The organism is Allonocardiopsis opalescens, assembly GCF_003002095.1.
Taxonomy (GTDB): Bacteria; Actinomycetota; Actinomycetes; order Streptosporangiales; family Streptosporangiaceae; genus Allonocardiopsis; species Allonocardiopsis opalescens.
The window spans coordinates 586,187-607,000 of the sequence record NZ_PVZC01000003.1 but is presented as its reverse complement, the minus strand read 5'-3'; the positions used below and the strand labels follow the sequence as shown (position 1 = coordinate 607,000).

The window sequence follows — 20,814 nt, the reverse complement described above, 5'->3', positions numbered from 1 at the left end:
CACTGGGACGGCCGCGGATTACACCATGGACGCGATCTCTCCGGCCGGCCGGTGCGCCGCGGACGCCGGAGAACGCCGACGGCCGCCCCCCGGAGGGGACGGCCGTCGGATGCGCTGCCTGTCGCCAGGCGGTGAACTTGTCGGCGGGCGGGAGCCCGTCCGTTCCTACCGGTTGTACTGGCCGAAGTCGTACTCCTCCAGCGGGACGGCCTCGCCCGAGCCCTGGCCGAAGGTGTACTCGGCCGGCTCCTCGTAGGAGGACACCGAGTACATCGACGCCTTGGCCTCCTCGGTGGGCTCCACCCGGATGTTGCGGTACTGGGCCAGGCCCGTACCGGCCGGGATGAGCTTGCCGATGATGACGTTCTCCTTCAGGCCGAGCAGAGCGTCGCTCTTGGCGTGGATCGCGTTCTCGGTCAGCACCCGGGTGGTCTCCTGGAAGGACGCCGCCGACAGCCACGACTCCGTGGCCAGCGACGCCTTGGTGATACCCATCAGCACCGGCCGGCCGGAGGCGGGCTGCCCGCCCTCGGCCACGATCGCCCGGTTGCGCGCCTCGAAGATCGGCCGCTCGACCAGGTCGCCGGGGAGCAGGTCGGTGTCGCCCGACTCCAGGATGTTCACCCGCTTGAGCATCTGGCGGACGATCACCTCGATGTGCTTGTCGTGGATCGACACACCCTGCGAGCGGTAGACCTCCTGGACCTCCGCGACGAGGTGCAGCTGCACCGCACGCGGCCCCTGGATGCGCAGCACCTCGTGCGGGTTGATGGCCCCGTCGATGAGCTGCTGGCCGACCTTCACCGGACCGCCGTCGACCACCTGCAGCCGGGACCGCATCGGCACCGGGTAGGCGATCTCGTCGGAACCGTCGTCGGGGATGACGACGATCTTGCGGCTCTTGTCGGTCTCCTCGATCCGGACCCGGCCGTCGACCTCGCTGATCGGGGCCACGCCCTTGGGGATGCGGGCCTCGAACAGCTCGGTGACGCGGGGCAGGCCGTGGGTGATGTCCTGACCGGCCACACCACCGGTGTGGAAGGTCCGCATCGTCAGCTGGGTGCCCGGCTCGCCGATCGACTGGGCGGCCACGATGCCCGCGGCCTCGCCCACGTCGACCCGCTCACCGGTGGCCAGCGAACGGCCGTAGCAGGTGGCGCAGATACCGATCTTGGCCTCGCAGACCAGGGCGTTGCGCACCCGGATCTGCTCGACGCCCGCCGCGACCAGCTTGTCGATGACGCTCTCGGTGGTGTCGGTACCGGCCGCGACCAGCACCTTCCCCTCCACCTCGATGTCCTCGGCGACCGTGCGGCCGTAGCCGGTGTTCTCCACGTTGTAGAGCTTGCGGACGGTGCCGTCGGGCCCCTTCTCCCCGATCGGCATCCACACGGCGCGGTCGGTGCCGCAGTCGATCTCGCGGACGATCACGTCCTGCGCGACGTCCACCAGCCGCCGGGTGAGGTACCCGGAGTCGGCGGTCCGCAGCGCGGTGTCCGCCAGGCCCTTGCGCTGGCCGTGGGTGGAGATGAAGTACTCCAGCACGGACAGGCCCTCGCGGTAGCTGGACTTGATCGGCCGGGGAATCGTCTCGCCCTTGGTGTTGGACACCAGGCCGCGGATACCGGCGATCTGCCGGACCTGCATCGGGTTGCCGCGCGCCCCGGAGTTCACCATCATCCAGACCGGGTTGTGCTCGGGGAAGGCCGCGTTCATGTCCTTCGCGACTTCCTCGGTGGCCTCGTTCCAGATCTCGACGAGCTCCTGGCGGCGCTCCTCGTCGGTGATCAGACCGCGGTCGTACTCCCGCTGCTTCTTCTCGGCGATCGCCTCGTACCGCTCCAGGATCTGCGGCTTGTTGGGCGGGCTGATGACGTCGGAGATGCCGATGGTGACACCCGAGCGGGTGGCCCAGTGGAACCCGGCGTCCTTCAGCGCGTCCAGGGTGGCGGCCACCTGGACCTTGGGGTAGGTCTCCGCCAACTCGTTGACCAGGGCGGACAGCTGCTTCTTGCCGACCTGGAAGTTGACGAAGGGGTAGTCCGCGGGCAGCGTCTCGTTGAACAGGATCCGCCCGAGGGTGGTCTCCAGCACGTACGGGCTGCCCGGCTGGTAGCCCTCCGGCTGCTCCCATCCGCGCGGCGGCACGACCTCGCCGGCCACCCGGATCTTCACCTGGGCCTGGAGGTCCAGGTCGCGGCGGTCGTAGGCCATGATCGCCTCGGACACCGAGCCGAACCAGCGGCCCTCGCCGGCGACCCCGGAGCGCTCCGTGGTCAGGTAGTACAGGCCGATGACCATGTCCTGGGTGGGCATGGTGACGGGCTTGCCGTCGGACGGCTTGAGGATGTTGTTGGTGGACAGCATCAGGATCCGCGCCTCGGCCTGCGCCTCCGCCGACAGCGGCAGGTGGACCGCCATCTGGTCGCCGTCGAAGTCGGCGTTGAAGGCGGTGCAGACCAGCGGGTGGATCTGGATGGCCTTGCCCTCGACCAGCAGCGGCTCGAAGGCCTGGATGCCCAGCCGGTGCAGGGTGGGCGCCCGGTTCAGCAGCACCGGGTGCTCGGTGATGACCTCTTCCAGCACGTCCCACACGACGGGGCGGGTGCGCTCCACCATCCGCTTGGCGGACTTGATGTTCTGGGCGTGGTTCAGGTCGACCAGCCGCTTCATGACGAACGGCTTGAACAGCTCGATCGCCATCATCTTCGGCAGGCCGCACTGGTGCAGCTTGAGCTGCGGACCCACCACGATGACGGAGCGGCCGGAGTAGTCGACCCGCTTGCCCAGCAGGTTCTGCCGGAAGCGGCCCTGCTTGCCCTTGAGCATGTCCGACAGCGACTTCAGCGGCCGGTTGCCCGGGCCGGTGACCGGACGGCCGCGGCGGCCGTTGTCGAACAGCGCGTCGACGGCCTCCTGCAGCATCCGCTTCTCGTTGTTGACGATGATCTCGGGCGCGCCCAGGTCGAGCAGCCTCTTGAGCCGGTTGTTGCGGTTGATCACCCGGCGGTAGAGGTCGTTCAGGTCGGAGGTCGCGAAGCGGCCGCCGTCCAGCTGCACCATCGGACGCAGGTCCGGCGGGATCACCGGGATGCAGTCCAGCACCATGCCGTTGGGGCTGTTGCGGGTGCTCAGGAAGGCCGAGACCACCTTGAGCCGCTTGAGGGCGCGGGCCTTCTTCTGGCCCTTGCCCGAGCGGATGGTCTCGCGCAGCTTCTCGGCCTCGGCGTCGAGGTCGAAGTTGGCCAGCCGCTCCTGGATGGCCTGCGCGCCCATGCCGCCGGTGAAGTACCGGCCGAACTCGTCCCGCATCTCGCGGTAGAGCATCTCGTCGCCCTCGAGGTCCTGGACCTTGAGGTTCTTGAACCGGTTCCAGACCTCGTCGAGGCGGTCGATCTCCCGCTGCGCGCGGTCGCGGATCTGCCGCATCTCCCGCTCGGCGCCTTCGCGCACCTTGCGGCGGGCGTCGCCCTTGGCCCCCTGGGCCTCCAGCTCCGCCAGGTCCGCCTCCAGCTTGCGGTGGCGGTCCTCGACGGCGGAGTCGCGCCGCTGCTCCAGGTGCTGCTTGCGGACCGACACCCGCGCCTCCAGGGAGGGCAGGTCGCGCTCGCGGGCCTCGACATCGACCGACGTGACCATGTAGGCCGCGAAGTAGATGATCTTCTCGAGGTCCTTGGGCGCCAGGTCCAGCAGGTAGCCGAGCCGGCTCGGCACGCCCTTGAAGTACCAGATGTGGGTGACCGGGGCGGCCAGCTCGATGTGGCCCATCCGCTCACGCCGCACCTTGGCACGGGTCACCTCGACGCCGCAGCGCTCACAGATGATGCCCTTGAAGCGGACGCGCTTGTACTTGCCGCAGTAGCACTCCCAGTCGCGGGTCGGGCCGAAGATCTTCTCGCAGAAGAGTCCGTCCTTCTCCGGCTTGAGGGTCCGGTAGTTGATCGTTTCGGGCTTCTTGACCTCGCCGTGCGACCACTGGCGAATGTCGTCAGCGGTGGCGAGGCCAATCCGCAGCTCGTCGAAGAAGTTGACGTCGAGCACTTAATTCGTCCTCTGGTTCGTAGGCGGATCAGACCTCTTCGACGCTGCTCGGCTCACGCCGGGACAGGTCGATGCCGAGTTCTTCCGCGGCGCGGAAGACATCCTCGTCGCTGTCGCGCATCTCGATCGACATGCCGTCGCTGGACAGCACCTCGACGTTCAGGCAGAGCGACTGCATTTCCTTGATGAGGACCTTGAAGGACTCCGGAATACCGGGCTCGGGGATGTTCTCGCCCTTGACGATCGCCTCGTAAACCTTGACCCGGCCCACGACGTCGTCGGACTTGATGGTGAGCAGCTCCTGCAGCGCGTAGGCGGCGCCGTAGGCTTCCAGCGCCCACACCTCCATCTCGCCGAACCGCTGACCGCCGAACTGCGCCTTACCGCCCAGCGGCTGCTGGGTGATCATCGAGTACGGACCGGTCGAACGCGCGTGGATCTTGTCATCGACCAGGTGCAGCAGCTTGAGGATGTAGATGTAGCCGACCGCGATCGGGTCCTTGAACGGCTCGCCGGTACGGCCGTCGAACAGCCGCGCCTTGCCGTCCTCGCCCACCATCCGCACACCGTCGCGGTTGGGGGTGGTGGAGGCGAGCAGGCCGCCGATCTCGTTCTCCTGGACACCGTCGAACACGGGGGTGGCGACATTGGAGTTGGGCGGCGCCTCGTCGGCCCCGATGGCCTTGAGCTGGCGCTTCCACTCCGCGTCGTCGCCCTCGACCTTCCAGCCCCGGCTGGCGATCCACCCGAGGTGGGTCTCCAGCACCTGGCCGACGTTCATCCGGCCGGGCACGCCCAGCGGGTTGAGCACGATGTCGACCGGGGTGCCGTCCTCGAGGAACGGCATGTCCTCCTGCGGCAGGATCTTGGAGATCACGCCCTTGTTGCCGTGCCGGCCGGCCAGCTTGTCGCCGTCGGTGATCTTGCGCTTCTGGGCCACGTACACGCGGACCAGCTCGTTCACGCCGGGCGGCAGCTCGTCGCCTTCGTCCCTGCTGAACACGCGGACACCGATGACCTTGCCGGACTCGCCGTGCGGCACCTTCAGCGAGGTGTCGCGGACCTCGCGCGCCTTCTCACCGAAGATCGCGCGCAGCAGCCGCTCCTCGGGGGTCAGCTCGGTCTCGCCCTTGGGGGTGACCTTGCCGACCAGGATGTCGCCGGTGGTCACATCGGCGCCGATCCGGATGATGCCGCGGTCGTCGAGGTCGGAGAGGACCTCCTCGGAGACGTTGGGGATGTCCCGGGTGATCTCCTCAGGGCCCAGCTTGGTGTCGCGGGCGTCGACCTCGTGCTCCTCGATGTGGATCGAGGACAGGACGTCGTCCTGCACCAGGCGCTGGGAGAGGATGATCGCGTCCTCGTAGTTGTGGCCCTCCCACGGCATGAAGGCCACGAGCAGGTTCTTGCCCAGCGCCATCTCGCCGTTGTCGGTGCACGGGCCGTCGGCCAGCACCTGGCCGACCTCGACCCGGGCGCCCTCTTCGACGATCGGACGCTGGTTGTAGCAGGTGCCCTGGTTGGAGCGCTTGAACTTGGCCACCCGGTAGGTCTGGCGGGTGCCGTCGTCGGCCATCACCGTGATGAGGTCGGCGGTGACCTCCTCCACCACACCGGCCTTGTCGGCCAGGATGACGTCGGCGGCGTCGGTGGCGGCGCGGTACTCCATGCCGGTGCCCACCAGCGGCGCCTCGCTGCGCAGCAGCGGCACCGACTGGCGCTGCATGTTGGAGCCCATCAGCGCCCGGTTGGCGTCGTCGTGCTCCAGGAAGGGGATCATGGCGGTGGCCGGCGACACCATCTGGCGCGGGGACACGTCCATGTACGAGACGGCGTCGGGGGTGACCAGCTCCATCTCGCCGCCGCCGCCGCGGCGCCGCACCAGCACCCGCGCGTCGGCGAAGGTGCCGTCGTCGTTCAGCGGGGTGTTCGCCTGCGCGATGTTGTAGCGGTCCTCGACGTCGGCGGTGAGGTAGGCGATCTCGTCGCTGACGCGGCCGTTCTCCACCTTCCGGTACGGGGTCTCCACGAAGCCGAAGGAGTTCACCCGCCCGTAGGAGGCGAGCGAGCCGATCAGGCCGATGTTGGGGCCCTCAGGGGTCTCGATCGGGCACATGCGGCCGTAGTGCGAGGGGTGGACGTCGCGGACCTCCATGCCGGCCCGCTCCCGGGACAGGCCGCCGGGGCCGAGCGCGGACAGCCGCCGCTTGTGGGTCAGGCCCTCCAGCGGGTTGGTCTGGCCCAGGAACTGCGACAGCTGGCTGGTGCCGAAGAACTCCCGGATGGAGGCGACGACCGGCCGGATGTTGATCAGCGTCTGCGGCGTGATGGCCTCGACGTCCTGGGTGGTCATGCGCTCGCGCACCACCCGCTCCATCCGGGCCAGGCCGAGCCGCACCTGGTTCTGGATCAGCTCGCCGACCGTGCGCAGCCGCCGGTTGCCGAAGTGGTCGATGTCGTCGACCTCGATCGGGATGGTGCCGGTGGGGCGCTCGGCCTCGGTCTCGCCGGCGTGCAGCCGCACCATGTACTCGATGGTGGCGACGATGTCCTCTTCGGTGAGGGTGCCCTGGGTGATCTCGGACTCCAGGCCGAGCTTCTTGTTCACCTTGTACCGGCCGACCTTGGCGAGGTCGTACCGCTTGGGGTTGAAGTAGAGGTTCTCCAGCAGGGTCTGCGCCGACTCCTTGGTCGGCGGCTCGCCCGGACGCAGCTTGCGGTAGATGTCGAGCAGCGCGTCGTCCTGGCCGGAGGTGTGGTCCTTGTCCAGGGTGGTGCGGATGGAGTCGTAGTGGCCGAAGCGCTCCAGGATCTGGTCGCTGGTCCAGCCGAGCGCCTTGAGCAGCACGGTGACGCCCTGCTTGCGCTTGCGGTCGATCCGCACGCCCACGAAGTCGCGCTTGTCGACCTCGAACTCCAGCCACGCGCCGCGCGAGGGGATGACCTTGCAGCCGTAGATGTCCTTGTCGGAGGTCTTGTCGACCTGGCGGTCGAAGTAGACGCCCGGCGAGCGCACCAGCTGGGACACGACGACGCGCTCGGTGCCGTTGATGATGAAGGTGCCCTTGGTCGTCATCAAGGGGAAGTCGCCCATGAAGACGGTCTGGCTCTTGATCTCACCGGTGGTGTTGTTGATGAACTCCGCCGTGACGAACATCGGGGCGGAGAAGGTCATGTCCTTGTCCTTGCACTCCTCCATGGAGTACTTGGGCGGCTCGAACCGGTGGTCCCGGAACGAGAGGGACATCGTGCCGGAGAAGTCCTCGATCGGACTGATCTCCTCGAAGATCTCTTCCAGCCCGGACTGCTCGGAGATGTCCTTGCGACCGGCGTTCTTGGCCGCTTCGACCCGGGTCTTCCACTTCTCGTTCCCGAGCAGCCAGTCGAAGGACTCGGTCTGCAGGGCGAGGAGGTCCGGGACTTCGAGCGGCTCCCTGATACGCCCAAAGGAGACGCGGTTCGGACCGAGTTTGTTAGCTGAGGCGTTGCGCGAGGCTGCCAACAGGGGTCCTTCCGAAGGCTTGTGGCGGTTGAGGCGCGCGCACGCCGGGCGACCCACGCAAAGCCGCAAAAAGGGCATGGTTCGAGAGGGTCGTCAAAGGGCAGCGCAAAAGGGCAGTGTAGCCGACGGCAACACCGCTGTCCAACCATCCACTCCGGCACCAGCCCGCAGGTCACCCAAGGGACCACCCGCAGCCGGCCCGCAAGCAAGCCTCTATGCGCATCACGTCGAACGCAGCATCGCCGCAACAAGCGAAAACGTCAACCCCAGAGGGGAGGGAACCAGACATTTCCCCCAGGTGACAGGTCCCACAGGTTCGCGGAGTGTGAGCGACGGAACAGCTGGGCATAAAGGTTCTTCCGAGGCACCTTCCGCGCACACCCCTCGCCCCCTCCGCTCCCCCGCCACTCCGGCGATCCGGACGGCGCGCGCACGAGAACAGGCGCCCTCCCGGCCGAGCCGGAAGGACGCCTGTCGGATGCGCGGACCGGGTCCGCGGCGGCACTACTTGACGGTGACGGTGGCGCCGGCCTTCTCCAGGGCCTCCTTGGCCTTGTCGGCCGTCTCCTTGTTGACGTTCTCCAGGAGCGGCTTGGGAGCGCCGTCGACCAGGTCCTTGGCCTCCTTGAGGCCGAGGCTGGTGAGACCGCGGACCTCCTTGATGACCTGGATCTTCTTGTCGCCGGCGGCCTCGAGGATGACGTCGAACTCGGTCTGCTCCTCGGCGGCCTCGGCCGGGGCGCCGGGGGCGCCCGGGGCGGCGGCGACCGCGACCGGGGCGGCGGCCTGGACGTCGAACTTCTCCTCGAACGCCTTCACGAACTCCGACAGCTCGAGGAGGGTCAGCTCCTCGAACGCCGACAGCAGCTCGTCGGTGCTGAGCTTCGCCATGATGTGTTCCTTACCTTCGGGCCGGTCGGCGACCGGCCGCCTGCTGTTGGGGGGTCGTGCGGGCCTCGTCAGCCCTCGGTGGGGCTCTCCTCGGCGGGAGCGCTCTCCGCCTCGGCCGGCTCCGACTCGGCGCGCTTGGCGCGCAGGGCCTCGGCGAGCTGTGCGGTCTTGGTCGGCAGCGCGTTGAACACCGCAGCCGCACGCGACTGAGTGGCCTTCAGCGCGCCCGCGACCTTCGCGAGCAGAACCTCACGGGACTCGAGGTCGGCCAGCTGGTTGATCTGGTCCGGCGTCATCGGCTGCCCGTCGATGACACCGCCCTTGATGACCAGCGGCGGGTTCGCCTTCGCGAATTCACGCAGACCCTTGGCGGTCTCGACCACGTCGCCGCGGACGAAGGCGATGGCCGACGGCCCCTCGAAGAGGCCGAGGATCTCGTCGTCCAGACCGGCCTCGGTGGCGGCGATCTTGGTCAGCGTGTTCTTGACGATGCGGAACCGCGCGTTCTGGCCGAGGCTGCGGCGCAGTTCGGTGACCTGCGCCACGGAGAGCCCGCGGTACTCGGTCAGCACTGCGCCCGACGAGCTCGTGAACTCATCCTTGAGCTCGGCGACCGCGGCTACCTTGTCCGGCCTCGCCATGGGACTCCTTCCAGATGGGATCGCCGGAGGCCGCGATACGCCAACGAGAAAACGCCCCGGCGCAGGCGCACAGGGCGTGAAAGACGGGCGGAGACCCGTGAACGTTCACCACTCACTTCGCACCTGCGCGGGCCGCCCGTTGTGTAACGGGACCTTAGGCCACCCCGAGGGGCGGCGACCGGCGGTCTTCGGCAGTTGCAATAGTACTCGCCGATCGGAGCGGTGCGAACCGCCCGAGGTGCCGTGCCGATCCGTCCGACGGGAGGCGGCGGCCGAAGGGCCGGACGACCGCGGTGCGGCCGCCCGGCCCTCTCCGTCCGCCTCAGGCGCCGGGGCCCGCCGACTCCAGGTTCTCCAGCGACTCCTCCAGCTCCTGGAGGGACTCCTCCATCTCGCTGGTGTCCGGCGGCTGGGAGCCGCCCCACTCGCCGATGTCGCCGCCGAAGCCGCCGGTGCCGCCGCCCTCCAGGTCCAGGTCCTCGGCGCCGCTCCACTGGCCGGTGTCGCCGCCCAGCCCGCCCAGCATGTCCTCGAAGTCGATGATCTCCTCCTCGGACGGCCACCGGATGTCGACGGCCTGGTTGAACTCCAGGAAGTCGATCGTGGTCCGGGTACCCGCCGCCTCCATCGAGACGCGGCGCGGCAGCTGCTCGTTGTCGATCCACACGTCGTAGGGCACCGCCTCGACGGAGTCCCCGTACAGCTGCTGCAGGGCGTCGCGCTCGGCGGGGTCCTCCACCGCGGCCAGCGCGTCGGCCAGCGCGTAGGTGCCGGTGTAGTGGGTGGTCGGCACGCCGTTGACCTCCTCGCGGCCGACCTCCTCGACATCGCCGGAGGCGGTGAGCAGCTGGAGCTGGGCCAGGGGGTCCTGCTGCCGGCCCTGGCTGAGCTGCTCGCCGGCGCCGCCGCCGGACGCGGCTTCGCCCTCGGGCGCGGCGAAGCGCAGCCACTCGCCCTGCGCGCCGATCAGGAACTCGCCGGAGCTCTCGCGCATCAGCATCGAGCCCTCCTCACCGGTGGAGGGGTCGGTGAAGTCCATCCGCATCAGCGCCTCGGGGGTGCTGGTGTACTCCATCTCGACCGGGCCGGACATGCCCGCCTGGTCCGCGGCCGCGCCCTCCAGGGCGATCTGGGCCCGGAAGCTCTGCACGCTCTGGGTGTTGGAGACCATGCCGGTGAGCAGTCCGTCCAGGCTGGCGCCTGGAAGGCCCGGGATGCCCATGCATCCCGAGAGCGTCATCGCGGCCGCGCCGCCGAGCAGGGCGGCGGCAAGGGTACGAGCCATGTTCGTTTCCTCGGAGTCGATCGGGCCGTGCCTGGTGGCGCGGGGTCCGTCCGTGCGAGCTGTTCACTTCCCCGCCGGACCCCGGACTCACGCGCCGTGGGGCCGGGGCGCCCCCGCGCCCCGGTCCTCGCGCTGGATGGGCCGTCCGGGGCTAGCCGCCCTGGAGTTCGGCCATCACCTCGTCGTAGTCGCCGATCTGGGCGGGTTCGGGGTAGGCGATCTCGACGGGTCCGTACTCGGTGAAGTCCATGGTGGTGGTCTCGTCCGTGACCACCCGCCGCGGCCGGTTCTCCTCGTCGAGGAAGAGCTCGAAGGCGACCGGCTCGGTCTGGCCCGGATACATGCTCTCGATCACGGCGCGCCGCTCGGGCGCGACGGCCTCCAGGGCCTGGTCCAGCTCGAAGGTGCCGGTGTAGCGGGTGGTGGTGACGCCGTCGATCTCCTCGGTGCCGGCCTCCTGGAGGTCGCCCGCCGCGGTCAGCGCCTCCACCTGGGCGAGGGGGTCGTAGCCCTGGAGCACGAGCCCGGCGTCGGTCTCGGCGCCGAGGTCGACGCGCAGCCACTCGTAGTCGGTGCCCAGCGCGGGCGAGGTCTGCATCAGCACCTCCTCACCGCGCATCAGCATCACCTGGTCGCCCAGGACCTCGCTCAGGGCCTCGCCCAGCGGCATGGTCATCTGCACGGTGGGTTCGGGGACGGAGCTGTAGAGCAGCTCGATCTCGAGGCCGCCCCCGGCCTCCTGCGCGGCCGCGCCGTCCACGCTGACCGTGGCCCGGAAGCCCTCCACGCTCTGGGTGGTGTCGAGCATGGCGCCGAGCAGCGGGTCGGAGCCGCCCTCGGCGGCGGCGCTGGAGGCCGAGGAGGGGGCGGCGCTCGGCGCGGGGTCCTGCGCCTGCGCGGCACACCCGGTGAGCACGAGCAGGGAAGCGGCGCCGAGCGCGGCGCACAGCTTGTCTGGCATCTGGGGGATTCCTCAGGGGGTCGGAGCGGAGCCGGCGGACGGGGGGACGCGGGGGCCGCCGGGGCGCGACGCCGCGGCGCGGCCGCGCGGGCGTCAGGGCAATTAAACGCCCGAACGCGTGATCGACGGCCGGATCGCGCCCTGCTGACCGCTGTCGGCCAGCGGACATGCGACGACCCGGCGGCGTGCTGAGCACGCGGCCGGGTCGTCGTGGAGCGTCGCGGCTCAGGCGGCCGTCACGCTGGTCGCCGTCGCGAAGTCGCGGGTGATGGCGGGGTCGACCGGGATGCTCGGCCCCATGGTGGTGGTGAGCACCGCCTTCTTGACGTACCGGCCCTTGGCCGCGGACGGCTTGAGCCGGATGACCTCGTCCAGCGCCGCACCGTAGTTCTCGGCCAGCTGGGTGGGGTCGAAGGAGGTCTTGCCGATGATGAAGTGCAGGTTGCCGTGGCGGTCGACCCGGAACTCGATCTTGCCGCCCTTGATCTCGGTGACGGCCCGGGCGACGTCGGGGGTGACGGTGCCGGTCTTCGGGTTCGGCATCAGGCCGCGCGGACCCAGCACCCGGCCCAGCCGGCCGACCTTGCCCATCATGTCCGGGGTGGCCACCACGGCGTCGAAGTCCAGGAAGCCGCCCTGGACGCGCTGGATCAGCTCGTCGTCGCCGACGATGTCGGCCCCGGCCGCCTCGGCCTGCGCGGCGCGGTCACCCGTGGCGAAGACCAGGACCCTGGCGGTCTTGCCGGTGCCGTGGGGCAGGTTGACGGTGCCGCGCACCATCTGGTCGGCCTTGCGGGGGTCGACGCCCAGCCGCAGGGCCACCTCGACGGTGGCGTCGAACTTGACGGTGGCGGTCTCCTTGGCCAGCCGCGCCGCCTCCAGCGGGGTGTACACCCGGGAGCGGTCGATGGCCTCGTCGGCCTTGCGGTGGTTCTTGCTGCGCTTCATGAGGATCTCCTCGTTCAGGAGCTCGTGGTCGAGAGGGCCAGCGCCGGCCCTGCCACTGACGGGATCGGAAGTGGGTGCCGCGGCGGCGTCAGCCGTCGACGGCGATGCCCATGGAGCGGGCGGTGCCGGCGATGATGCGCTCGGCCTCGTCCAGGCTGGCGGTGTTGAGGTCGGGCAGCTTGGTCTGCGCGATCTCGCGCACCTGCGCGCTGGTGATGGTGCCGGCCCGCTCGCGGCTGGGGTTGGCGGCGCCCTTGTCGATCCCGGCGGCCTTGAGGATCAGCTTGGGGGCCGGCGGGGTCTTGGTGACGAAGGTGAAGGAGCGGTCTTCGAAGATGCTGATCTCGACCGGGATGATGTTGCCGCGCTGGGCTTCGGTGGCAGCGTTGTACTGCTTGCAGAAGTCCATGATGTTGACGCCGTGCGGGCCGAGCGCCGTACCGACCGGCGGCGCGGGGGTGGCCTGGCCGGCGGGCAGCTGCACCTTGACGACGGCCGCCAGTTTCCTCTTCGGAGGCATTTCGGGTCCTTTGTGCCTGATCGCTGTTTCCTGGTGCCGTGCTCCCGAGCACGCCGCGGCGTTCGGACGCGGACGCCGGAGCGGGGAGACGGGCATGGGTCCCCGCCCACGCGGGGAACACCTGACGAGTCTACGTGCGCGGCCGCCCTGCCCGGACCGGGCCGGGCGGACCCGCGCGCGGACTAGATCTTGGAGACCTGGTCGAAGGAGAGCTCCACCGGGGTCTCGCGGCCGAAGATCGAGACCAGCACCTTGAGCTTCTGGGTGTCGGCGTTGATCTCGTTGACGGTGGCCGGGAGGGTCGCGAAGGGGCCGTCCATGACGGTGACGGACTCGCCTACCTCGAAGTCCACGGTCTTGTGCACCGTCTCCTTCTTCTTGACCGTCTCCTCCTCGGGCTCGGGCGCGAGGAGGTCGGCGACCTCCTGCAGGCTGAGCGGAGAGGGACGGTTGGACAGGCCGACGAAGCCGGTGACGCCGGGGGTGTTGCGGACCGCGGCCCAGGACTCGTCGGTGAGCTCCATCCGGACCAGGATGTAGCCGGGGAGCACCTTCTCGGTGACCTGCTGCCGCTTGCCGCTCTTGACCTCGGTGACCTCCTGGGTGGGGACCTCCACCTGGAAGATGTAGTCCTCCATGTTCAGCGAGGTGGTGCGGGTCTCGATGTTGGTCTTCACCCGGTTCTCGTAGCCGGCGTAGGAGTGGATCACGTACCAGTCGCCGGGCAGCAGGCGCAGCTGGTCCTTGAACTCCTCGACCGTGTCGACCGGGGGCGGAACGTCGCCGTCCTCGTCCACGTCCGCCGCACCGACCTCGGCCTCCGCCGCGCCCTCGGGCGCCGCGGCCTCCCCGGCGGACTCCTCCGCGGGGGTCGGGCCGGACTCCTCCGACGGCTGGTCCCGCTCCCCGTCGGGGACCTCGTCGGTGGGCAGTGGGGATTCGGACACGGTGGTTCGTTCTCTTTCTCTAGCGGACAACGGGCCGCCCCTGCGGGGGCGGCGGGCGGGCTCAGCCGAAGACGATGGTGACGAGCTCACCGAAGGCGATGTCGATGACCGTCACGAATCCGACCATCACCAGCACGAAGATCAGCACGACCAGCGTGTAGACGAGGAGTTCGCGGCGCGTCGGCCACTTGACCTTGCGGAGCTCCGTGACGACCTGGCGGTAGAAGAGCAGCGGGGAGGTGCGGGACTTCTTCTCCGCGGTCTTCGCTCCTCCCGCCTTCTCCGGCTTCGCGCCATCGTCGTCGCGCGTCTTTGTCACCATGACCCTCGCCTCAGTGGCTCTATAGGCCGACGGCCGGCCGACGGGAGGTCCCCGTCAGCTGGCCGCCGACCTGCTGTTGAGCAGATGGCGCGCCCGGCAACGATCATGTACGACCATTCGGCGTACCAATTCCGCAGGGCAGGAGGGACTCGAACCCCCAACCGCCGGTTTTGGAGACCGGTGCTCTGCCAATTGAGCCACTGCCCTTTAATTGTGGATCACGCCTCCAGGCTAACGCCCGGCGCGCTGACACGCATCTGGAAATCCGCCTGACCGCACGGATAGTGGACACGAGCCGAGACGACAGTCTAGGCGCTCCGGCCGAGTGCGTCGAACCGGCACGGCGGCCGACGGGGCCGGGACCCGGCGGGCGGCGCGCGCCCGCCGCGGCGGCGCGCGAGCGCGGCGGCGCCGATGCCGGGACAGCGATCATCCCGATACGGCAGGCTGGGTGTATGCGATCCGCCGTCCGCCCCCTGGAGCGTCTGCCGAAGGCCCATCTCCACCTGCACTTCACCGGTTCGATGCGGCACACCACGCTGGTCGAGCTGGCCCGCCGGCACGGGGTGAGCCTCCCCGAGTCGCTGGAGCAGAACTGGCCGCCCCGGCTGCGCGCCACCGACGAGCGCGGCTGGTTCCGCTTCCAGCGCCTGTACGACATCGCCAGATCGGTGCTGCGCACCCCCGAGGACCTGTTCCGGCTGCTCGGCGAGGCCGCCGAGGACGAGGCGGCGGCCGGCTCGGGCTGGCTGGAGATCCAGGTCGACCCCAGCGGCTACGCCGCGCGCTACGACGGCCTGACCGCCACGCTCGAACTCGTCCTGGCCGCGGCCGAGGCCGCCTCCGCCCGCACCGGCGTGGGCATCGGCGTGATCGTGGCGGCCAACCGCACCCGCCACCCGCTGGACGCCCGCACCCTCGCCCGGCTGGCCCGGCAGTACGCCGAGCGGGGCGTGGTCGGCTTCGGCCTCAGCAATGACGAGCGGCGCGGCCGGGCGCTGGAGTTCGAGGACGCCTTCCGGCTGGCCCGCCGCGCCGGCCTGCTGTCGGTCCCGCACGGCGGGGAGCTGCAGGGGCCGCGCAGCGTCCGCGAGTGCCTGGACCACCTAGAGGCCGACCGCGTCGGGCACGGCGTGCGCGCGATCGAGGACCCCTACCTGGTGGAGCGGCTGGCGACCCAGGGGGTGACCCTGGAGGTCTGCCCCAGCTCCAATGTCGGCCTCGGCGTCTTCAACGAGCTGGCGCACGTCCCAGTGCGGCGGCTCTTCGACGCCGGGGTGCCGGTGGCGCTGGGCACCGACGACCCGCTGCTGTTCGGCCCCCGCCTGCTGGAGCAGTACGAGACCGCCCGGCACACCTTCGGCTTCGACGACGCCGAACTGGCCGAGCTGGCCCGGATGTCGATCCGCGGCTCGGCCGCGCCGGAGGCCCTGCGCAAGCAGCTCCTCGCCGGAGTGGACGCCTGGCTCGCCGCCCCGCCGGAGCCCGCCGGCGCGGCCTAGGCCGCGGCTAGAGCGCGACGCCGACCATGACGGGCTCGTTCACCAGCTCGACGCCGAAGGCGGCGCGCACGCCGTCGCGCACCTCGCGCGCCAGCGCCAGCAGGTCGGCGGTGCTGCCCGCTCCGGGGTTGGTGAGCGCGAGGGTGTGCTTGCTGGAGATCCTGGCAGGGCCCGAGCCGTAGCCCTTGGCGAAGCCGGCCCGGTCGATGAGCCAGGCCGCCGAGACCTTGGCGCGGCCGTCGGGCTCGGGGTAGCGCGGGAAGGCGGCGCCGGGGCCCAGCCGGTCGGCGACCCTGCGCTCCAGTTCGGCGAGCTGCGCCGCGTCGAGCAGCGGGTTGGTGAAGAAGGAGCCCGCGCTGCGGGTGTCGGGGTCGCCCGCGTCCAGGACCATGCCCTTGCCGGCCCGCAGCTTCAGCACGGCGGCGCGGGCCTCCTGCACCGGCACCCGCTCGCCGAGCGGGACGTCGAGCGTGCGGGCGAGTTCGGCGTAGCGGATCGGCTGCGAGAGCTCGGAGCGCTCCAGTTCGAAGACGACGTCGAGCACGACGAAGCGGTCGCGGCCCTTGAAGCGGCTGCTGCGGTAGCCGAAGCGGCACGCGGCGGCGTCCAGGACGACGGTGCGGCCGGTGGTACGGTCCAGCGCCCGCACCTCGGTGATCGTCTGGCTGACCTCCTGGCCGTAGGCGCCGACGTTCTGGATCGGGGTGGCGCCGGCCCGGCCCGGGATCCCCGACAGGCACTCGACGCCGCTGAGCCCTTCGCCGACGCAGCGGGCGACGAAGGCGTCCCAGTCCTCGCCGGCCTGCACCCGCAGCCGGACCGGGCTGCCCGACAGGCGCTCCACGCCGCGGCTGGAGATGTGCACGACCGTGCCGGGGAAGCCGCCGTCGGCGATGACCAGGTTGCTGCCGCCGCCGAGCACCAGGACCGGTTCGCCCGCGCGGTCGGCGGCGGCGACCGCGGCGACGGTCTCCTCGGCGGAGTCGACCTCCACGAAGCCGGCGGCGGGCCCGCCCAGCCGCAGGGTGGTGTAGGGGGCGAGGGTCACCTGCTCACAGCGCACGGCGGCACACACGTCTCAGGGCCTCCAGCGGCATCGGTTCGAAGGACAGCGGGCGGAGCGGCGGCTCAGCCGAGCGCGACGATCACGTCCGCACGGGTCAGCACCTTGGTGCCGTCGCTGGTCGCGGTGAGGTTGACCAGCACCCGGCCGCCGTCGAGCTTCTCCTTGACCGTACCGCCGACGGTGACCTCGGCCCCCTTGTCGTCGTCGGGGACGACGACGGGCGCGGAGAACCGCACCCGGTAGTCGACCACCGCGCCGGGGTCGCCGACCCAGTCGGTGACCAGGCGGCCGGCCAGGGCCATGGTGAGCATGCCGTGGGCGATGACGTCGGGCAGGCCGACGGACTTGGCGAAGCGCTCGTTCCAGTGGATCGGGTTGAAGTCGCCGGAGGCGCCGGCGTACATGACCAGGTTCAGCCGCTGGACCGGATAGGTGGCCTCGGGGAGGAGGTCGCCGACCTCGACCTCGTCGTAGCGCACCCGGACGGCCGTCGTGCCCGGCATCGGCACTCCTCTCAGCTGTCCGCGCCGCCGCGGACCACGATGGTGAAGGACGCGGTGACGACGTGCTCGCCCTGGGTGGTGCCGATGGCGGTGTCGATGGTCAGCACCTCGTTGCGGCCCGCCGCCTTGATCTCGGCGATGGTAGAGGTGCAGGTGACGACGTCGCCGGCGTACAGCGGGCGGCTGTAGGCGAAGGACTGGCGGCCGTGCACGACCATGGAGTAGTCGACGCCGAGCTCGGGGTCGGCCACGGCGGTGCCGCTGTCGCGCATCGCGACCACGATGGGGAAGGTGGGCGGGGCGAGCACGTCGGGGTGCCCCGCGGCCTTGGCGGCCTCGGGGTCGAGGTACAGCGGGTTGGTGTCGCCGATGGCGGCGGCGAACTCCGCCACCTTCTCGCGGCTGACCTGGTAGGGCTCCGAGGGCGGATAGCTGCGCCCCAGGAACTCGCGGTTGATCGGCATCCCGTCCCTCACCGCTCGCGGCGCCGCGCGGCGCCCGTCTGACCGGACCGCCTAACAGCGTAATGGCCCAGCGGGTCTAGGTCCTCGCTGGGCCACACGGCCGGTGCCCCGCGCCTGGCGCGGGGAGCGGCTACCGGGTCTCGCGGTGCTCCTGGTGCCGCCTGCAGTTGGGGCAGTACTTCCGCAGCGTCATCCGGTCCGGGTCGTTGCGCCGGTTCTTCCGGGTGATGTAGTTGCGGTGCTTGCACTCCTGGCAGGCCAGCGTGATCTTCGGCCTAACGTCGGTGGCAGCCACAGCGGAGTGCCTCTCTCCTCAAAGTGACGGATGGTTACCCCCACCAAACCCACCCGAGCCGGAGTCAGGCAACCACTCCACGATCGAGGGGGTGTGGGGGCGAAGCCCCCACAGTGGGGGGGTCCGGGGGGTCTCCCCCCGGGCTAGCATGGCGAAGAGCTAGCGTGAGCGGGCGAAAGCCCGCGAACACACTAACCCCAAGCTCGTAGCGGAGGCGGGACTTGAACCCGCGACACAGCGATTATGAGCCGCTTGCTCTGCCTGACTGAGCTACCCCGCCATGGTGGTCGGTGGACGACCCAACTGTGAGAGTACCGGATTCCGTTCGGCTTGCGTGAATCCGGCTCCGCCGATGCGCAGACCGTCCGAAGGCGGTCGGCCTGGTCGGCGGTGGAGCCCCTTTACGGAATCGAACCGTAGACCTTCTCCTTACCATGGAGACGCTCTGCCGACTGAGCTAAAGGGGCCGGTCGCGTGTCCGCCCGGCTCCCGAAGGGGCCCGGCGGCCTCATCTGCTCCTGGAGCATACACGCGCGCTCTGCCGGGCGCGAATCGAATAAGCGGCGCTCGGGGAGGGCAGGAATTCCCTGGCCGGACCACCCCCGCCACCCGGTTCCTCCCTATATTTGGCAGGGTCGTGTTCGGCAGGCGCAGACGACACCGAAGGGCCCCCACGTGACTGGTGACGCTGCTGACCCGGACGGCCGTGACGGCCCCGACGAGTCCGGGCGCGGAGCCGCCGGCCCCACCGATCCCATCTGGCTGCGCCTGGCAGCGGCCGACCTGGATCCGGAGGCGCACGCGCTCGTGGTGGCGGCGCTGCACGGCGACGCCGAGCTGGAGGCGGCGCTGCGCGGCGAGCCGGCGGTGGAGGCGCCGCCCGTGCCGCCCCGTTCGCAGTACCGGCCGCGCCGCGCCTACCTGCGGCGGGTGCGGGTGCGCGGCTTCCGGGGGATCGGGCGCGAGGCGGTCCTGGACCTGCGGCCCGGCCCGGGGCTGACCGTGGTGATCGGGCGCAACGGCTCGGGCAAGTCCAGCCTCGCCGAGGCGGCCGAGGTGGCGCTGACCGGGCGCAGCCAGCGCTGGGAGGGCATGCAGACGGCCTGGCGCGACGGCTGGCGCAATCTGCACGACGGCGAGCGCACCGAGGCGTCGGTGGAGCTGGTGCTCGCGGGCGACCGGGAGTCCACCGAGGTCACCCGGGTGTGGACCGGTAGCAGTGTGCGCTCGGCGGAGGGCGCGGTGACCCGTCCGGGCCGCTCGCCGGAGCCGCTGAGCACGCTCGGCTGGGACGACGACCTGCGCAGGTACCGCCCGTTCCTGTCCTACGCCGAGGTGGGGCGCACGATCGAGGGCCGGGCCAGCGAGCTGTACGACATGCTCAGCGCGCTGATCGGGCTCACCGGGCTCGCTTCGGCCGAGCGCCGGCTGGCGCGGGCCTGCCGCGAGCTGTCCCGCCGGGCCAGGCGGCCGGGCAAGGAGCTGCCCGAGCTGGTGGCGGCGCTGCGGGAGGCGGCGCCGGGCAACCAGCGCGCCGAGGCGGCGCTCGCGGCGCTGGAGGGGCCCGACATCGACCTGGAGCGGGTGGCGGGGCTGGCCAAGGCGGATCCGGTGGATCCCGAGGAGCTGATCGTGCTGCGCCGCACCCGCCGGCTGGCCGTGCCCGAGGAGTCCACCGCCTCCGACGTCATCGACGAGCTGCGCGGCGCGGCGCTGGAGCTGGCCATGGTGGCCGGCACCAAGTCGGCGCGGGCGCACGGCGTCATCGACCTGCTGCGGCGGGCGCTGGAGCACCACGCGCAGCACTCGGCCGACGCGCGCTGCCCGGTGTGCGGCGCGGACGACGCGCTGGGTCCCGACTGGGCGGCGCGCGCGGTCGCGGAGATCGGCGCGCTGGAGTCCACCGCGAGCGGCGCCGAGGCGGCGTACGCGCGGGCGGAGGAGGCGCGGGAGAAGGCGCGGGTGCTGCTGGCGCCGCCGCCGGAGTGGGTGCCGCGCGACAGCGAGCTCGGCCGGGCCTGGGCGGAGTGGTCGGCCGGGTCCTCCCGCTCCGACCTGGTCGAACTCGCCGACCACGTGGTGCGTGCGGGGCGGCGGCTGCGGGGGGCGGCGCAGATCGCCCGGGTGGAGGCGGCGCACCGGCTCTCCGAGATCAGCGAGCCGACCGAAGGGTGGGCGCTGCTGGCCGACCGGCTGGCGCTGTGGGTGGAGCGGGCGCGCGACGCCGAGTTCGCCCAGGACGTGCGGGGTCCGGCCGAGCGGGCGCGGGCCTGGCTGGTGCAGGCCGCCCGCGAGCTGCGCAATGAGCGGCTGCGGCCGCTGGCCTCGCAGGCGGAGATGGTGTGGCGGCGGCTGCGCCAGGAGCGCCACATCGATCTGGGCGCGCTGCGTCTGATCGGCAGCGGCCTCCAGCGCCGGGTCGCCGTGGACGTGACGCTCGACGGGGCGGAGTCGGCCGAGACCTCCCCCGGCGTCCTCAGCCAGGGGGAGATGCACGCTCTCGCGCTCGCCGTGTGCCTGCCGAGGACCCTCGCGAAGGGCAACCCGTTCGGCTTCCTGATCGTGGACGACCCGGTGCAGGCGATGGACGGCCCGACGGTCGAGGGCCTGGCCGACGTGCTGGCCCAGGTGGGGCGGCACCGCCAGCTGGTGGTGTTCACCCACGACACCCGCCTGACCAGCGCACTGCGCCGGCTGCAGCTGCCGGCGACGATCCGCACCATCACCCGCACCCCGAACTCCGAGGTCTTCGTCCGCTGACCCCGGGCGGCCGCCCGCGGGCGCGGAGTGTAGGGCCGCGCGCCCGCGATGGATGCACACGGAGCGAAATCTGTGGACAACCGGCCCCTGGGCGGCCGGCCGTCCACAGGCTGCGGAGCCGCGCTGGCGGGCGGAGCGGCGGGGCGGAAGGCTGCCGTGCGTGGCG

At 70.9% G+C, this 20,814-nt stretch carries 16 protein-coding genes and 3 tRNA genes; 2 read left to right on the top strand and 17 right to left on the bottom strand.

Features of this window, described 5'->3' with window-relative positions; genetic code table 11:
* Nucleotides 1–165: 165 nt before the first annotated feature.
* The 11 genes from CLV72_RS12880 to CLV72_RS12830 form a co-directional block, all read right to left on the bottom strand.
* Complete coding sequence (locus CLV72_RS12880) at nt 166–4,041, bottom strand: DNA-directed RNA polymerase subunit beta' (protein WP_106245079.1); 3,876 nt, start codon at nt 4,039–4,041, stop codon at nt 166–168.
* A 28-nt stretch (nt 4,042–4,069) separates the two neighbouring features.
* On the bottom strand, nt 4,070–7,543 hold the full coding sequence (rpoB, locus tag CLV72_RS12875) for a DNA-directed RNA polymerase subunit beta (protein WP_211302837.1): 3,474 nt from the start codon (nt 7,541–7,543) through the stop codon (nt 4,070–4,072).
* Nucleotides 7,544–8,047: 504 nt separating this feature from the next.
* Nucleotides 8,048–8,434, bottom strand: coding sequence for a 50S ribosomal protein L7/L12 (rplL, locus tag CLV72_RS12870; protein ID WP_106245073.1), 387 nt, complete (start codon nt 8,432–8,434; stop codon nt 8,048–8,050).
* Nucleotides 8,435–8,502: 68 nt separating this feature from the next.
* On the bottom strand, nt 8,503–9,075 hold the full coding sequence (gene rplJ, locus CLV72_RS12865) for a 50S ribosomal protein L10 (protein WP_106245071.1): 573 nt from the start codon (nt 9,073–9,075) through the stop codon (nt 8,503–8,505).
* 322 nt (nt 9,076–9,397) lie between these two features.
* A complete protein-coding gene (locus CLV72_RS12860; protein ID WP_146159442.1) occupies nt 9,398–10,360 on the bottom strand; it encodes an SCO4651 family lipoprotein in 963 nt (320 codons plus the stop codon).
* A gap of 151 nt (nt 10,361–10,511) precedes the next feature.
* Nucleotides 10,512–11,321, bottom strand: a complete 810-nt coding sequence (locus CLV72_RS12855) for an SCO4651 family lipoprotein (protein WP_106245066.1) — start codon at nt 11,319–11,321, stop codon at nt 10,512–10,514.
* 225 nt (nt 11,322–11,546) lie between these two features.
* Nucleotides 11,547–12,269, bottom strand: coding sequence for a 50S ribosomal protein L1 (gene rplA / locus CLV72_RS12850; RefSeq protein ID WP_106245064.1), 723 nt, complete (start codon nt 12,267–12,269; stop codon nt 11,547–11,549).
* Between the two features lie 88 nt (nt 12,270–12,357).
* Nucleotides 12,358–12,789: a 50S ribosomal protein L11 gene (gene rplK, locus CLV72_RS12845; RefSeq protein ID WP_106245061.1), complete on the bottom strand. Its 432-nt coding sequence runs from the start codon at nt 12,787–12,789 to the stop codon at nt 12,358–12,360.
* A gap of 182 nt (nt 12,790–12,971) precedes the next feature.
* Nucleotides 12,972–13,736, bottom strand: a complete 765-nt coding sequence (nusG, locus tag CLV72_RS12840; protein ID WP_106245058.1) for a transcription termination/antitermination protein NusG — start codon at nt 13,734–13,736, stop codon at nt 12,972–12,974.
* A gap of 61 nt (nt 13,737–13,797) precedes the next feature.
* Nucleotides 13,798–14,058 carry a preprotein translocase subunit SecE gene (gene secE / locus CLV72_RS12835; protein ID WP_106245056.1) on the bottom strand — a complete coding sequence of 87 codons (261 nt, stop codon included), beginning with the start codon at nt 14,056–14,058 and terminating at the stop codon, nt 13,798–13,800.
* 134 nt (nt 14,059–14,192) lie between these two features.
* A tRNA-Trp gene (locus CLV72_RS12830) sits at nt 14,193–14,265 on the bottom strand.
* Between the two features lie 248 nt (nt 14,266–14,513).
* Here CLV72_RS12830 and CLV72_RS12825 point away from each other — a divergent pair.
* Nucleotides 14,514–15,560 carry an adenosine deaminase gene (locus CLV72_RS12825; RefSeq protein ID WP_106245054.1) on the top strand — a complete coding sequence of 349 codons (1,047 nt, stop codon included), beginning with the start codon at nt 14,514–14,516 and terminating at the stop codon, nt 15,558–15,560.
* 7 nt (nt 15,561–15,567) lie between these two features.
* On the opposite strand, the gene CLV72_RS12820 is transcribed toward CLV72_RS12825, so the two are convergent.
* The 6 genes from CLV72_RS12820 to CLV72_RS12795 form a co-directional block, all read right to left on the bottom strand.
* On the bottom strand, nt 15,568–16,608 hold the full coding sequence (locus tag CLV72_RS12820) for a UDP-N-acetylmuramate dehydrogenase (protein ID WP_245930136.1): 1,041 nt from the start codon (nt 16,606–16,608) through the stop codon (nt 15,568–15,570).
* An 80-nt stretch (nt 16,609–16,688) separates the two neighbouring features.
* On the bottom strand, nt 16,689–17,129 hold the full coding sequence (locus CLV72_RS12815) for a MaoC family dehydratase (protein WP_106245050.1): 441 nt from the start codon (nt 17,127–17,129) through the stop codon (nt 16,689–16,691).
* A gap of 11 nt (nt 17,130–17,140) precedes the next feature.
* Nucleotides 17,141–17,593, bottom strand: a complete 453-nt coding sequence (locus tag CLV72_RS12810) for a MaoC family dehydratase N-terminal domain-containing protein (RefSeq protein ID WP_106245048.1) — start codon at nt 17,591–17,593, stop codon at nt 17,141–17,143.
* Nucleotides 17,594–17,723: 130 nt separating this feature from the next.
* Complete coding sequence (rpmG, locus tag CLV72_RS12805; RefSeq protein WP_106245045.1) at nt 17,724–17,888, bottom strand: 50S ribosomal protein L33; 165 nt, start codon at nt 17,886–17,888, stop codon at nt 17,724–17,726.
* A gap of 206 nt (nt 17,889–18,094) precedes the next feature.
* Nucleotides 18,095–18,168: transfer RNA gene (locus tag CLV72_RS12800), tRNA-Met, on the bottom strand.
* A gap of 111 nt (nt 18,169–18,279) precedes the next feature.
* Nucleotides 18,280–18,355: transfer RNA gene (locus CLV72_RS12795), tRNA-Thr, on the bottom strand.
* A gap of 208 nt (nt 18,356–18,563) precedes the next feature.
* Here CLV72_RS12795 and CLV72_RS12790 point away from each other — a divergent pair.
* Nucleotides 18,564–20,648, top strand: coding sequence for an AAA family ATPase (locus CLV72_RS12790; RefSeq protein WP_245930134.1), 2,085 nt, complete (start codon nt 18,564–18,566; stop codon nt 20,646–20,648).
* Nucleotides 20,649–20,814 lie beyond the last annotated feature (166 nt).